The sequence below is a fragment of the Actinoplanes oblitus genome, from assembly GCF_030252345.1.
Lineage (GTDB): Bacteria > Actinomycetota > Actinomycetes > Mycobacteriales > Micromonosporaceae > Actinoplanes > Actinoplanes oblitus.
In genome coordinates this window covers 304,359-318,266 of the sequence record NZ_CP126980.1, presented here as the reverse complement: position 1 = coordinate 318,266, position 13,908 = coordinate 304,359, and the positions used below count along the sequence as shown (strand labels likewise).

10 protein-coding genes are annotated in these 13,908 nt (G+C 70.4%); 2 read left to right on the top strand and 8 right to left on the bottom strand.

Translation table 11 applies throughout. From position 1 onward, the window contains the following. Window positions 1-2,157 carry a dTMP kinase gene (gene tmk / locus Actob_RS01445; RefSeq protein ID WP_284918121.1) on the bottom strand — a complete coding sequence of 719 codons (2,157 nt, stop codon included), beginning with the start codon at window positions 2,155-2,157 and terminating at the stop codon, window positions 1-3. 74 nt (window positions 2,158-2,231) lie between these two features. Between tmk and Actob_RS01440 the strand changes: the two genes are divergently transcribed. Further along, entirely contained in the window at window positions 2,232-3,437 is a 1,206-nt protein-coding gene (locus Actob_RS01440; protein WP_284918120.1) for an amino acid deaminase/aldolase, read from the top strand. Window positions 3,438-3,453: 16 nt separating this feature from the next. Here Actob_RS01440 and Actob_RS01435 read toward each other — a convergent pair whose 3' ends face one another. Continuing rightward, window positions 3,454-4,083: a TetR family transcriptional regulator gene (locus Actob_RS01435; RefSeq protein ID WP_284918119.1), complete on the bottom strand. Its 630-nt coding sequence runs from the start codon at window positions 4,081-4,083 to the stop codon at window positions 3,454-3,456. Between the two features lie 153 nt (window positions 4,084-4,236). On the opposite strand from Actob_RS01435, the gene Actob_RS01430 reads away from it, so the two are divergent. After that, window positions 4,237-5,535: a D-arabinono-1,4-lactone oxidase gene (locus Actob_RS01430; RefSeq protein ID WP_284918118.1), complete on the top strand. Its 1,299-nt coding sequence runs from the start codon at window positions 4,237-4,239 to the stop codon at window positions 5,533-5,535. A 1-nt stretch (window position 5,536) separates the two neighbouring features. On the opposite strand, the gene topA is transcribed toward Actob_RS01430, so the two are convergent. The 6 genes from topA to Actob_RS01400 form a co-directional block, all read right to left on the bottom strand. After that, window positions 5,537-8,329: a type I DNA topoisomerase gene (gene topA / locus Actob_RS01425; protein ID WP_284918117.1), complete on the bottom strand. Its 2,793-nt coding sequence runs from the start codon at window positions 8,327-8,329 to the stop codon at window positions 5,537-5,539. Between the two features lie 235 nt (window positions 8,330-8,564). After that, on the bottom strand, window positions 8,565-9,323 hold the full coding sequence (locus Actob_RS01420; RefSeq protein ID WP_284918116.1) for a hypothetical protein: 759 nt from the start codon (window positions 9,321-9,323) through the stop codon (window positions 8,565-8,567). Next, window positions 9,320-9,838, bottom strand: a complete 519-nt coding sequence (locus Actob_RS01415) for a hypothetical protein (RefSeq protein ID WP_284918115.1) — start codon at window positions 9,836-9,838, stop codon at window positions 9,320-9,322. Before Actob_RS01415 ends, Actob_RS01420 begins: the two co-directional genes overlap by 4 nt. An 89-nt stretch (window positions 9,839-9,927) precedes the next feature. Next, window positions 9,928-12,348 carry a sodium-translocating pyrophosphatase gene (locus tag Actob_RS01410; RefSeq protein WP_284918114.1) on the bottom strand — a complete coding sequence of 807 codons (2,421 nt, stop codon included), beginning with the start codon at window positions 12,346-12,348 and terminating at the stop codon, window positions 9,928-9,930. Window positions 12,349-13,021: 673 nt separating this feature from the next. Further along, window positions 13,022-13,462 carry an ATP-binding protein gene (locus tag Actob_RS01405; RefSeq protein WP_284918113.1) on the bottom strand — a complete coding sequence of 147 codons (441 nt, stop codon included), beginning with the start codon at window positions 13,460-13,462 and terminating at the stop codon, window positions 13,022-13,024. Beyond that, window positions 13,459-13,815 (bottom strand): STAS domain-containing protein, encoded by a 357-nt coding sequence (locus tag Actob_RS01400; protein ID WP_284918112.1) that lies wholly within the window; start codon window positions 13,813-13,815, stop codon window positions 13,459-13,461. Before Actob_RS01400 ends, Actob_RS01405 begins: the two co-directional genes overlap by 4 nt. Window positions 13,816-13,908: the final 93 nt, after the last annotated feature.

Sequence of the window (13,908 nt, the reverse complement as noted above, 5' to 3'; positions counted from 1 at the left end):
TCAGGAGCTGGCGGTCTCCTCGACCTCCGCCGGGACCGGACCGAGCAGGTCGGTCAACCGGCCGGCCACCGCGGCCGCGATCTCCTCGGCCGGCCGCGCCGCGTCCAGCACCAGGTACCGCTTGGGGTCGGCGGCGGCCAGGTCGAGGAACGCGTAGCGCACCCGCTCGTGGAAGGCCTTCGACTCCGACTCCAGCCGGTCGGCGCCCTCGCCCCGGGCGCTGACCCGGCCCAGACCGACGCCGGGATCCACGTCCAGCAGGACCACCAGGTCCGGCTTGAGGCCGCCGGTCGCCCAGGAGGAGAGCCAGGAGATCTCCTGGACCGGCAGGGTACGACCGGCCCCCTGGTACGCCAGCGAGGAGTCCACGTACCGGTCGCTGATCACCACGGCGCCCCGGGTCAGCGCCGGCCGGACCACGGTGGCCACGTGATGCGCCCGGTCGGCGGCGTAGAGCAACGCCTCGGCCCGCGGCGACGGCCCCTCGCCGTGCTCCTTGTTCAGCACCAGCCCGCGGATCCGGGAGCCGATGTCGGTGGCGCCCGGCTCCCGGGTCACCACCACGTCCCGGCCCTCCGCCTTCAGCGCGTCGGCCAGCCGGTTCACCTGTGTCGACTTGCCGGCGCCCTCGCCGCCCTCGAAAACCACGAACAGCCCGGTCCGGGTGAACTCCTCGGCCGGGGCGAGCGGCCGCCCGCGAACCGACCCGAACAGGTCGGCCAGGATCGGCACGCCCTTCTTGTCGTCCATCTGGCGGAACGCGCCGATGCCCACCCAGATCCCGATCGCGCCGGCCACCAGCAGCAGCACCCGGGTGGACGAGACGGCGAAGCTGACCGGGCCCAGGTCGACCTGCCGCGAGCTGCCGAGGCCGACCAGCAGGCCGGCCAGGGTGATGGCGAGCAGCAGCACCATCCGGACGCCGATCTGCACCACGGCGAAGACCCGGCCGCGGACCGCGTCGTCGACCTCGCCGTAGAGCAGTGTGGTGCCGGCCAGGAACGCCATGCCCGCGCCGGCGCCCACCAGCAGCGCGCCGACCAGCGCCATGGACAGGTGGAAGGCCAGGCCGAGGAACATCACCGAGCCGCTGGCCAGCACGATGTTCATGCCGAACCAGCGGCGCCGGGACAGGTCCTTGACGATCATCGGGCCGACCCCGATGCCGACCGCCAGGCCCAGGAAGATGGTGCCGAAGAGCAGGTAGAACGCGGCCTCACCGGCGCCCAGCGAGGTGGCGTAGGTGCGGGCCGCGCCGATCACCACGCCGCCGGCCGCGAACGCGCCGAAGATGCCCAGCACCAGGCCGCGGACCAGCGGGGTGCCGCCGATGTACTTCCAGCCCTCCAGGAACTGCTTGAACATGCTCTGCTCGGCGTCCCGCTCACGCTCCGCGCTCTTGCCGCCGATCTCCTTGATGCCGAAGAAGACGACGAGCGCCGTGGCCAGCCGGGACAGCGCGTTCATGTAGAGGGCGAGCTGCACCGGCTGCGCCCAGTCGGGCAGCGAGACACCGGAGTGCTGCACGCCGGCGGTCAGCGCGGAGAGCGCGAGGGCGCCCAGGATCGGCGTGATGCCGTACGTCGTGACCAGGGTGAGCTGGTTGGAGACCTCGATCTGGGACTTGTGGTGCAGCAGGTTGGGAACCGCTGCCTCCTTGGCCGGGATCCAAATCAGGGTGATCGTCTCGCCGATGAAGGTGGCGATGGTGGCCCAGGTGACGGTCAGCGCGGGCGAGCCGCCGAGCAGCGGGACCAGCGGGATCGAGCCGTAGAAGACGAACCGCAGCAGGTCGGTGATCACCATCGTGTAGCGCCTGTCGAACCGGTCGGCGAAGACACCGGCGATCGGGCCGAGCAGCAGCGCCGGCAGCAGCCGGACGGCGATCGTGCCGCCGAACGCCGCGCCCTGTGCCGCCGCGTTGGTGAACTGCGCGGAGGCGAACAGGCCGGTGGCCAGCAGACCGATCCAGTCACCGAACGAGGCGGCGCCGAGCACCAGCCACAGCCGGCGGAACGGGCGGATCCGCAGGACGGAGCGCAGCGCGGCCGCACCCGAGAGCTCGACCGGCGCGGTCTCCTGGCGGCTTTCCGTGTCGATGGTCCTACCTCCCCGTGGTGCCTGCTCGGAGCACTGTATCCGGCGACCCCTGGTCATCGGGGGTTCGCACCATCGGGTGGCACAGAGATGAATGTCTTTCGCATTGACCCCGGTCGGGATAGCGTGCGCGTGTGCTCATCGATCGCGACACTCTGCGCCACCGGCTCGAGACGGCCACCCGCCACCTGGAGACCCCGCTGGCAGTGGTCGATCTGGCCGCTTTCGACGACAACGCCGACCGTTTGACGGCTCGCGCGGCGGGCAAGCCGATCCGGGTGGCGAGCAAGTCGGTTCGCTGCCGAGCCCTGCTCGAACGGGTACTGGCCCGGCCGGGGTGGCGCGGCGTCATGGCGTACACCCTGCCCGAGGCGATCTGGCTGGTCTCCTCGGGCGTGACGGACGACGTGCTGGTGGCGTACCCGACAGCGGACCGGGCCGCGCTGCGCGAGCTGACCGGCGACGCGAAGCTGGCCGGCGCGATCTCGGTGATGGTCGACCACCCGTCCCAGCTCGACCTGATCGACCGGGTCGCCCCGCCCGGGGATCGCCCGGAGATCCGGCTCTGCATGGATCTGGACGCCTCCTGGAAACCGGGTGGTTCGGTGCACATCGGGGTCCGCCGCTCGCCGGTGCACTCCGCCCGCCAGGCCGGCGAGCTGGCCCGCACGATCGCCGAGCGGCAGGGGTTCCGGCTGGTCGGGATGATGTCCTACGAGGCGCACATCGCCGGGGTCGGCGACGCTCCGCCCGGCCGGGCGCTGCGTGCCCGCGCCATCCGGCTGATGCAGAGCCGCGCCCTTCCGGAGCTGCTGGACCGCCGGGCCGCTGCCGTCCGGGCGGTCCGCGAGCACGCGGATCTGGAGTACGTCAACGGCGGCGGAACCGGCAGCGTCGCCGTCACCAGCGCGGACCCGTCCGTCACCGAGGTCACCGCCGGCTCCGGCCTGTACGGCCCCACCCTCTTCGACGCGTACCGCAGCTGGCAGTCCACCCCCGCGGCGTTCTTCGCGCTCTCCGTGGTCCGCATCCCGGCACCCCGGATGGCGACAGTGCTGGGCGGTGGCTGGGTCGCCTCCGGACCGGCCGAGGCGTCCCGGCTGCCGATGCCGTACCTGCCGGCCGGGCTGGCGTTCAAGTCCGACGAGGGACCGGGTGAGGTGCAGACGCCGCTGCTGGGCGCGGCCGCCGAGCGGCTGCGCCCGGGCGACCGGGTGTGGTTCCGGCACGCCAAGGCCGGCGAGCTGTGCGAGCACGTCAACCAGCTACAGCTGATCGACGGTGACACAGCGACGCCGGCCCCGACGTACCGGGGCGAAGGCCATGCCTTCCTGGGCTGACCCGGCGTCGACCGGCTCAGGCCTGGACGTGCCGGTGCAGGTACTCCCGGATCAGCGCTTTCACCTCGGTGAGCACCGCCTCGTCACCGGCCGGGTCGCGCCGGAACGCCAGCTTGATCAGCGCGTCGGCGGCCTCCACCGAGATCTGCAGCGCGAACCGCACCCGCGCCCGGTCGACCAGCTGGAACTGGTCGGTGAGCAGCTCGGCCAGGCGCTCCGCGATCACCGCGTTGTTGTCCCGGTCGGAGTCGAGCAGGTGCAGGTCGACGACGTCGCCGAAGTGCAGCGTGCGGAAACCCGGGACGCTACGGTGCATGTGGATGTAGCCGTCTATGGCCGCGTCCACCGCGTCCCACCAGTGCGCGAAGGTCTCGGCCGCGAAGCGGTCGGAGAGGCTCTGCAGGTAGGCATCCATGTTGCGCAGCGCGAGGGCCTGCACGATGGCCCGCTTGTCCGGGAAGAACTGGTAGACCGAGCCGATGGCGACCTCGGCCCGTTCAGCCAGCAGCGTCGTGGTCAGGCCCTCATAGCCGACCTCGTCCACGAGCTCGGCGCAGGCGTCGAGCATGCGTTGAACCCGGGCAACGCTTCTGCCCTGCACCGGAACCCGCCGCAGCGGTCCGGTGCTGACGGTTGGTGTCGACACGCGTCGCCACTCCCTCTCAGCAGTGAGACTTAATCACGACGGTGTCGCGAACAAATCTCAGAGATAAATCGAACGTTACTCGGATCAACGAGCGAGGCGCATCGACGGGACGCCAGGTGCTGGTGTCCGCTCGGACGGAGGACAAAAGCCGGAATGACTACACCCGTTAACTCCCGCCGGTGGACCAACTGGGGACAGAACCAGGAGTCCGTCGCGGAGGTGCTCGCACCGGGAAGCATCGACGAGGTGGCTGCCATGGTCACCGCCGCCGCCGAGGCCGGCCGCCGGATCAAGACGGTCGGCAGCGGGCACTCGTTCACCGCCATCGCTGTCGCCGACGACCAGCGGATGTTCGTGCACCGGCTGAACCAGCTGGTCTCGGTGGACGGTCCGCTGGTCACCGTGCAGGCCGGGATGCAGCTGTCCGTGCTGAACGCGCTGCTGGCCCGGCACGGCCTGGCGATGCCGAACCTGGGCGACATCGACGTGCAGACGGTCGCCGGGGCGATCTCCACGGCCACCCACGGCACCGGCATCAAGCACGCCACGCTGGCCTCCTGCGTCGAGGCGGTCACCCTGGTGACCGCCGAGGGCAAGATCGAGAGGTACGACCTGCTCTCCCCCGAGTTCCCCGCCGTACGCGCCGGGCTGGGTGCGCTCGGCGTGCTGGTCGAGGTGACGCTGCGCTGCGTGCCGGCGTTCACCCTACTGGCCGACGAGAAGCCGATGGCGCTGGCCGACGTACTGGCCGGCATCGAGGAGTGGATCCCGGCCAACGATCACGTGGAGTTCTACTGGTACCCGTACACCGACCGGGCGCAGCTCAAGGTCAACAACCGGGTGCCGGCGCACGACCGGCCGCTGTCCGGGTTCCGTGGCTGGCTGGACGACGAGTTCCTGTCGAACACGGTTTTTCAAGGTGTCTGCAAAATCGGGCAGAAGTGGCCGGGTGCGGTGCCGACCATGAACTCGCTGGCGGCCCGCGCGCTGAGCGCCCGCAGCTACACCGACCGGTCCGACCGGGTGTTCTGCACGCCGCGCCGGGTCCGGTTCACCGAGATGGAGTACGAGGTCCCGCGCGAGGCGCTGCCCGAGGTGCTCGACGCGCTGCCCCGGCTGATCGAGTCGCTGCCGTTCAAGGTGCTCTTCCCGGTCGAGGTGCGGTTCACCGGGCCGGACGACGTGTGGCTGTCGCACGGGTACGGGCGGGAGTCCGCCTACATCGCCGTGCACCAGTTCCTGGGCAGCCCGTACGAGCCGTACTTCAAGGCGCTGGAGGCGCTCTGCGAGCCGCTGGGCGGGCGGCCGCACTGGGGGAAACTGCATTACCGGACGGCGGCGGACCTGCGTCCGGCGTACCCCAGGTTCGATGACTTCCTGGCGGTGCGGGATCGCCTCGACCCGGCCCGGGTCTTCACCAACGAATACCTGGACCGGGTCCTCGGCGACTAGCTCACTCGGTGGTGGCCGCGGCCTTCTTGGCCGCGGCCGTCTTCTTGGCCGGCGCTGCCTTCTTCGCCGGAGCGGCCTTCTTCGCGGCGGTCGTCGTCTTCTTGGCGGGCGCGGCCTTCTTGGCCGGCGCCTTCTTCGCCGCCGCCGCCTTCTTCTTCGGCGCCGGACCCTTCGCCCGCTTCTCGGCGATCATCTCGATCGCCTCCTGCAGGGTCAGCTCCTCGGGAGTCTGACCGCGGCGCAGCGTCACGTTGGTCTCGCCATCGGTCACGTACGGCCCGAACCGGCCGTCCTTGACCAGCAGCGGTTTCTCCGAGACCGGGTCGACGCCGCCCAGGTCACGCAGCGGCGGCTTGGGCGCCCCGCGCTGCCCCCGGACTTTGGGCGCGGCCAGCATGGCCAAGGCCTCCTCCAGGGTGACGGTGAAGAGCCGATCCTCGCTCTCCAGCGACCGGGAGTCCTTGAGCCGCTGGATGAACGGCCCGAACTTGCCGTTGCGCGCGATGATCTCGTTGCCCTCGGCGTCCTTGCCGACCACCCGGGGCAGCGACAGCAGCTGCAACGCCTGCTCCAGCGTGAGCGTCTGCGGCGACTGCGACTTGAACAGCGACGACTTGCTCTCGCCGGACTGCACGTAGGGCCCGAAGCGGCCGGACTTGACCAGCACCGGCTCGCCGGTGGCCGGGTCGTCGCCCAGCGTCCGGTCGCCGTTGCCGGCCAGGAAGAGCTCCGCAACCTTCTCCGGGGTCAGCTCGTCGGGCGCCAGGCCCTCCGGGATCGACGCGCGGTCCTCGGCCGGTTCCTCGGCGCCCTCCGGCACCGACGCCTTGCGCTGCAGGTACGGACCGAACTTGCCGACCCGGACGACGACCTGCCGGTTCTCCTCGTCGGTGAAGAGCGGGATCGAGTTGACCTCCCGCGCGTCGATCGCGCTGAGGTTCTCGGTCACCATCTTCTTCAGGCCGCCGGCCCTGGCGATGTCGTCGTCCGCGCCGGGCGCCTGGCTGCCGAAGTAGAACGAGGTGAGGAAGTCCAGCTGGGTGCCGTCGCCGGCGGCAATGTCGTCGAGCTGGCCCTCCATTGCGGCGGTGAAGTTGTAGTCGACCAGGCGGGGGTAGTGCCCCTCGAGCAGGCCGATCACCGCGAACGCCAGGAACGACGGGATCATCGCCTGGCCGCGTTTCTCCACGTAGCCGCGGTCCTGGATGGTCTGCATGATCGACGAGTAGGTGGACGGGCGGCCGATGCCCAGCTCCTCCAGCGCCTTGACCAGCGAGGCCTCCGTGTAGCGGGCCGGCGGCGAGGTGTGGTGGCCCAGCGCGTTCAACTCGTCGGCGGTCAGCGGCTGGTCCTTCACCAGGTTCGGCAGACGGCGCTCGGCGTCCTCGGCCTCGGCGCTCTCGTCGTCGGAGGACTCCACGTACGCCCGGAGGAACCCGGGGTCGGTGATCGTCTTGCCGGACGCGGAGAAGTCGGCCTCCTCGTTCGCCGTGGAGACCGCGCGGATCCGGACACTGATCGAGTTACCGACCGCGTCGGTCATCTGCGACGCGATGGTCCGGCGCCAGATCAGCTCGTAGAGCTTGAACTCGTCGGTGGTCAGCTCCTTGGCGACCTCGCCCGGGGTCCGGAAGTTGTCCCCGGCGGGGCGGATCGCCTCGTGCGCCTCCTGCGCGTTCTTCGCCTTGGTGGTGTAGCGGCGCGGCTGCGGCGGCACGCTGTTCGCCCCGTAGAGCTCGGCGATCTGGCGGCGGGCGGCGGCGATGGCGGTCTCGGAGAGGTTCACCGAGTCCGTACGCATATAAGTGATGTAGCCCTTCTCGTACAGGCTCTGCGCGGTGCGCATCGTCTGTGCCGAGGAGTTGCGCAGCTTGCGGGCCGCCTCCTGCTGGAGCGTCGAGGTGATGAACGGCGCGTACGGCCGGCGCCGGTACGGTTTCTCCTCGACCCGGGTGACAGCGAACGGCCGGCCCTCCAGACGGGCGGCCAGCCCGCGGGCGCCGTCGCCGTCCAGCTGCACCACCGTGGCGCCCGGCTTGAGCTGCCCGGTGGTGGGCTCGAAGTCCTTGCCGGTGGCGATCCGGTCGCCGTCCAGCGCGATCAGCGTGGCCTGGAACGAACGCGGCCCGTCGGCCTGGCCCAGCACTGCCAGCTGCGCCTGGATGTCCCAGTACTCCGCGGAGCGGAACGCCATCCGCTGGCGCTCCCGCTCGACCACGATCCGGGTGGCGACCGACTGCACGCGGCCCGCCGAGAGGCCGCGCATCACCTTTTTCCACAGGACCGGGCTGACCTCGTAGCCGTACAGCCGGTCCAGGATGCGGCGGGCCTCCTGCGCGTCGACCAGGGAGCGGTCGATGTCGCGCGGGTTCGCCACGGCGGCCTGGATGGCCGGCTTGGTGATCTCGTGGAAGACCATCCGCTTGACCGGCACCTTGGGTTTGATCGTTTCGATCAGGTGCCAGGCGATGGCCTCGCCCTCGCGGTCCTCATCGGTGGCGAGGAAGATCTCGTCCACCTCTTTCGCCAGTTTCTGCAGCTTGGCTACCTGCTGCTTGCGGCTGTCGGAGACCACGTAGAGGGCGTGAAAGCCGTTGTCGACGTCGACGCCGAGGCGCGCCCACGGCTGGCCCTTGTACTTGGCCGGCACCTCGTCGGCGTTGCGCGGCAGGTCACGGATGTGGCCGACGGAGGCCTCGACCAGATAGTCGGGGCCCAGATAACCGGCGATCGTCTTGGCCTTCGACGGAGACTCGACGATGACCAGACGGGTCGTCCTGGCGTCACTCGGCACGGCACTCCCAGTTCGTTCGTTGAGATCCTCGGCGTTCACCGCCCGGCCTCGGCGTTCCCGGCCCGGCCCCGGCGTCAGCCGCGGCAGAGCGCAGACGTTCAACGTAACGCGCCGGACGAGCCCTCATTCCCGGGGAACCCCGCAGTCGGATGGTAACGGTCCGGCCACCGCACGCGTCCGACCGCGACACCGTACACCGGAAGGACACTGTTATGTCGGACACATTCCGCGAAGATCACGCAGCCGCGCCGCCGGGCCAGAATTCCGCCGGTGCGGCCTCGGGACGCTCGCCGACCAGCTCGGCCAGGCGAGTGAGGCGCCGGCGACCGGCGATCACGTAGAACCGCTGGTCCTCCGAGACGCGGCCGGCCAGACCGGCTCTGATCAGCGCGGCGTCCACCGCGCGGGTGTCCTTGCCGGGATCCAGGCCGAGGCGGTACCCACCGGGCCGGGGACAGCCGGTGGCGGCGACCCAGAGGCGCAGGCGGGGACCGGAGAGGAAGAGCTGGGCGGCGGCCGCGGGCCAGGCGGAGGCCAGGGCGTTCAACCTCCGGGAGTACGCGGTGCGCACCTCGAACCGGGGAGGGGGCGGTTCCCCGGGCGTGTCCGAGATCTCTTCGGCGGGGGGCTGCTCACCGCGTACGCCAAGGGGGTTTTGCTCTTGATCGGGCTTTTGCCCCTGGTCGGGCGAGACCGGCGCCCAGGTCGCCGCCAGACCGCGCGCGACCAGCTCGGCCACCAGCACATGCACCCGCCACGCGTCGTCGACGATCACCGACACCCGGGCCGTCCCACCCATCCGCCCCAGCTGCCCCGGCCCGGCCAGCAACCCGGCGAGATCGGCCGGCGACGGCTCGATCGTCTCCGCCCCGAACATCGACAGCTGACGGCCACCGGGACGGCCCGGCACCCCACGCTGGTGAGGCCGCCGCTCCACCGGCACCGGCGGCGGCAGGGTCTCCCGCGGGATGAGCGGCCAGCCGGTCTCCGTCATCGGCACTCGGGCAGCGACTCGAAGGCCTGCCGGAGCTCGACCGAGTCGAGTTTCGAGGTGTCCAGGCCACTTTTCGCATACTCCTCGTCGAGCCGCTCGACGACCTTGGCGACCTGGTCGTAGAACGCGTTCGGCGGCCTGGTGGAGAGCGCCTCGATGCCGTCGTGCGCGGTCCCGTAGGCGTCCCGCATGCCGGTCAGCGAGCCGACGAAGGCCGCAGCGATCTGGTCGCCGCCGGAGACATCCGGCACCCCGGCGCGCTCCACCCCGGCGCGGGCCTGCTCGCTCGCCGCGCGGGCACCGTCGAAGAGCCGGGCGAGATTCTCCTTCGCCTGGCCGGGGGTGGTGCGGGTGGTCATCTGCTGCTGGGTGCGGGTGGTCAGGGTGCCGATCTCGCTGCGCCAGGGGGCCAGAGCGGTGCACACCGAGGAGGCCCAGGCCTGCGCTCCGTGCCCGGAGGAACAGCCGGCGAGCCACACCAGGAGCACGAGGGGGATCATTCGGACCGCGCGCATGGGAGCAGCGTACGGCCTTGGTCGGACAATCGGGGAAAGCGAACGGGCACCCGGCGGACGCCGGGTGCCCGTTGTGGACGAAGCGGGACTCAGCCCACGTTGTCCTTGATCCGCGACTGCGCCGCGGCATCGGTGTGCTGCGCGTCCTGCGCCGCCTTGGCGGTGTCCGCGGCGCCCGCCGCGACGGCCCCCGCCTCGTCACCCATCGAGATCGGCTTGCGCTTGCTCCAGACCACCGCGGCGGTCACGATCACCAGCGCCACCAGCGCGATGGCCACCCGCAGCGGGGTGTTCGCGTCGGTGCCGATGCTCCAGGTCACCACGGCCGGCGCGATCAGCAGCGAGACCAGGTTCATCACCTTGAGCAGCGGGTTGATCGCCGGGCCGGCGGTGTCCTTGAACGGGTCACCGACGGTGTCGCCGATGACCGTGGCGGCGTGCGCCTCGGAGCCCTTGCCGCCGTACGCGCCGTCCTCGACCAGCTTCTTCGCGTTGTCCCAGGCGCCACCGGAGTTGGCCAGGAAGACCGCCATCAGCGTGCCGGCGCCGATCGCGCCGGCCAGGTACGCGGCCAGCGCCCCCGCGCCCAGCCCGAAGCCCACAGCGATCGGGGCCATGATCGCCAGCAGACCGGGGGTGAGCAGCTCGCGCTGCGCGTCCCGGGTGCAGATGTCGACCACCCGGCCGTACTCGGGCCGCTCGGTCCGGTCCATGATCCCGGGGTGCTCGCGGAACTGCCGGCGCACCTCCATGACCACCGCGCCCGCCGAGCGGGACACCGCGTTGATCGCCAGACCGGAGAAGAGGAACACCACCGCCGCGCCGACCAGCAGGCCGACCAGGCTGCGCGGGTTCGCGATGTTCAGCAGCTGGTAGATCTCCCCCTGGACATCGGTGATTCCGGCGTCGGCGAGCGAGCTGGCCAGGCTGTTGGTGTACGAGCCGAACAGCGCCGTGGCGGCCAGCACGGCGGTCGCGATCGCGATGCCCTTGGTGATCGCCTTGGTGGTGTTGCCCACCGCGTCGAGCTCGGTCAGGATCCGCGCGCCCTGCTCGTCGATGTCACCGGACATCTCGGCGATGCCCTGCGCGTTGTCCGAGATCGGGCCGAAGGTGTCCATCGCCACGATCACGCCGACCGTGGTGAGCAGGCCGGTGCCGGCCAGCGCCACCGCGAACAGCGACAGGGTCAGCGACGAGCCGCCGAGCAGGAACGCGCCGTAGACACCGGCGCCGATCAGCAGCGCCGAATAGACGGCGGACTCCAGGCCGACGCTGATGCCGGCCAGCACCACGGTGGCCGCGCCGGTCGCCGACGACTTGCCGATGTCCTGCACCGGACGCCTGTTGGTCTCGGTGAAGTAGCCGGTGAGCGCCTGGATGGCGGCGGCCAGCACGATGCCGATCACGACCGCGCCGATCGCCACCAGCTGCGGGTTACGCCCGCTGTCCACGATGTCCTTGCCGATCCCCGCGTCCCCGAACCCGGCGAACGTGTTCGGCAGGTAGAGGAAGGTCACCACTGCCACGGCGATCGCCGAGACCACGGCGGAGATGTAGAACGCCCGGTTGATAGCGGTCAGGCCGTTGCGGTCGGACGGGCGCAGCCGGGTGATGAAGACACCCAGGATCGCGATCACCACACCGATGGTGGAGACGATCAACGGGAAGATCAGGCCGTCCTGGCCGAACGCGGCCTGGCCCAGGATCAGGGCGGCGACCAGGGTCACCGCGTACGACTCGAACAGGTCAGCGGCCATGCCGGCGCAGTCACCGACGTTGTCGCCCACGTTGTCCGCGATCGTCGCGGCGTTGCGCGGGTCGTCCTCCGGGATGTGCTGCTCGACCTTGCCGACCAGGTCGGCGCCGACGTCCGCCGCCTTGGTGAAGATGCCGCCGCCGACCCGCATGAACATCGCGAGCAGGGCGGCGCCGAACCCGAAGCCCTCCAGCACTGTCGGGGCGTCCCTCTTGAAGATCAGCACCACCAGGGCGCCGCCGAACAGGCCGAGGCCGACGGTGAGGAACCCGACCACGCCACCGGTGCGGAACGCGATACCCATCGCGGTCTCCCGGCCCCCGGTCGCCCCGGCCGCCGCGGCGACCCGCAGGTTGGCCCGGGTGGCCAGCGCCATGCCGGCACCACCGATGAATGAGCTGAACACCGCTCCGACCACGAAGAACAGTGATCGGCCGATCTTCACCCAGGTCTCGTTGTCGGTGTCGTGCACCGGCAACAGGAACAGCAGCACGACCGCGATCACCACGAACACGGCGAGCGTCTTGAACTGCCGGAACAGGTATGCCGACGCGCCTTCCTGCACGGCGCCGGCGATCTCCTGCATGTTCTTGGTGCCCCGGCCGGTGCGCAGCACCGACTGGACGAACATCGCGGCGAAGCCCAGAGCGATCAGGGCGAACACCAGCGCGACGATGACGAATGTGACGTTGGATCCGCTCAGGGACACTCCGCCACCTTCGGCGGCGAGGTTTACCGAGGTCCCGGACATCAATGTCCTCCTACACACACCGACCGCACCCGAGTGGTGGACGAGACCTCCGGGCGCTTGCTAACGATCGACCGGACCCGCGGACGCGGGACCAGCAGTAGCTGATAACTCGCGTACTGTATAGGTCCGACGTGGCGATCGTCACATGGCGACCCGGCCGTGTCGCGGTGATGTTCACCGCTGTGTTAGCGACGCCTCCGGCGGGTATCGGATTTGGCTGATCTTTTTGCTGGCCAGATGGTCAGTCAGGGGCAAATCCTAAATAGGTGGAATGCCCTAATTAAGGATAGCGAGTCACCCGAAGATCGTCCGTTGTCGGCACGCCGAAGATCATCAAGATCCTGCTGACTCGGATCCGCGCTGATCACTGATCGTCGCTCCCGCCAGGGACCCTTCCGGGCCGGGCAGGACGCTGGCGCGTCCAGAACGCCCACCCCTCCAGGGCGACGTCCGCGGGTGGTCACGACCCGCTAGAACCAAACCCCAACCACTCCTGGCTGGCACCCACGGTGGTATCCGCGCCCCGGAGACCACCGTCACGACCAGCCGCAACCGACCGGCTGGCACTCACGGTGGTGTCCCAGGGCCGGAGACCACCGTCACGACCAGCCACAACCGGTCGGCTGGCACTCACGGTGGTGTCCCAGGGCCGGAGACCACCGTCACGACCAGCTCAGCGGCGGGAGACGGGCCAGACCATGCGGACTTCGGTGCCGGGGCCGTCTTCGACCGGGCGGACCTGGAGGTCGTCGACGAAGCCGGCGAGCAGGGCGAAGCCGACGCCGGTGGTGAGGTCGTCCTCGGTGAGCGACTCGGCGGCCAGCTCGTCCGGAGGCAGCTTGGTGAGGCCGATGCTGGCCTCGATCGGAGCGTGGTCGATGACCCGGACGGTGTACGAACCCGAGTCGGACATCTCGACCGTGACCAGGTCGGCCAGCCCGTACTGCCGGTGCAGGGCCACCGCCCGGGTGCAGGCCTCACCGATCGCCAGGCGCACCTCGTCCAGCAGCGCCTCGTCGACTCCGGCCCGCCGGGCCACCGCGACACCGACCAACCGGGCGGTGCGCACGTGCACCGGCGCCGGCGAGAAGGACAGCCGAACCGTAGCCATCACGAAGCTGGACCGCTGCCGTCGCGTTCGGTGGCGGCCTCGACCGTGGGGAAGATCGGGAAAACCTGGTCCAGCGCGGTGATCCGGAAAATCTTGAGAAGTGGCTCCTTGGCACAGACCAGCCCGAAGGTGCCCTGCGCGGTGCGCAGCCGCTTGAGCGCGCCGACCAGCACGCCCAGCCCGGTGGAGTCGAGGAACTCGACCCTCTCCAGGTCGACCACCACGTCCCGGGCACCGCCGTCGACCAGCTCGATCAGGCGCTCGCGCAGCCGGGGAGCGGTGTAAACGTCCACCTCGCCACCGACTTCGAGCACCGTGTGCTCGGCGACGTTCCTGGTCGCCAGCGACAGCTCCATCGGTCCTCCTCCCTGATCTCCCCCGCGAATCTAACCACCGACCGGCATCGGGCGACGCGTGGCACCCACCGTCCTACCCGTTTGGGGCGGACC

Coding starts and splice junctions, on each gene's coding strand:
- tmk (WP_284918121.1), bottom strand. CDS start 2,157: ATGACCAGGGGTCGCCGGATACAGTGCTCCGAGCAGGCACCACGGGGA.
- Actob_RS01430 (WP_284918118.1), top strand. CDS start 4,237: ATGACTACACCCGTTAACTCCCGCCGGTGGACCAACTGGGGACAGAAC.
- Actob_RS01420 (WP_284918116.1), bottom strand. CDS start 9,323: ATGACGGAGACCGGCTGGCCGCTCATCCCGCGGGAGACCCTGCCGCCG.
- Actob_RS01415 (WP_284918115.1), bottom strand. CDS start 9,838: ATGCGCGCGGTCCGAATGATCCCCCTCGTGCTCCTGGTGTGGCTCGCC.
- Actob_RS01410 (WP_284918114.1), bottom strand. CDS start 12,348: ATGTCCGGGACCTCGGTAAACCTCGCCGCCGAAGGTGGCGGAGTGTCC.
- Actob_RS01400 (WP_284918112.1), bottom strand. CDS start 13,815: ATGGAGCTGTCGCTGGCGACCAGGAACGTCGCCGAGCACACGGTGCTC.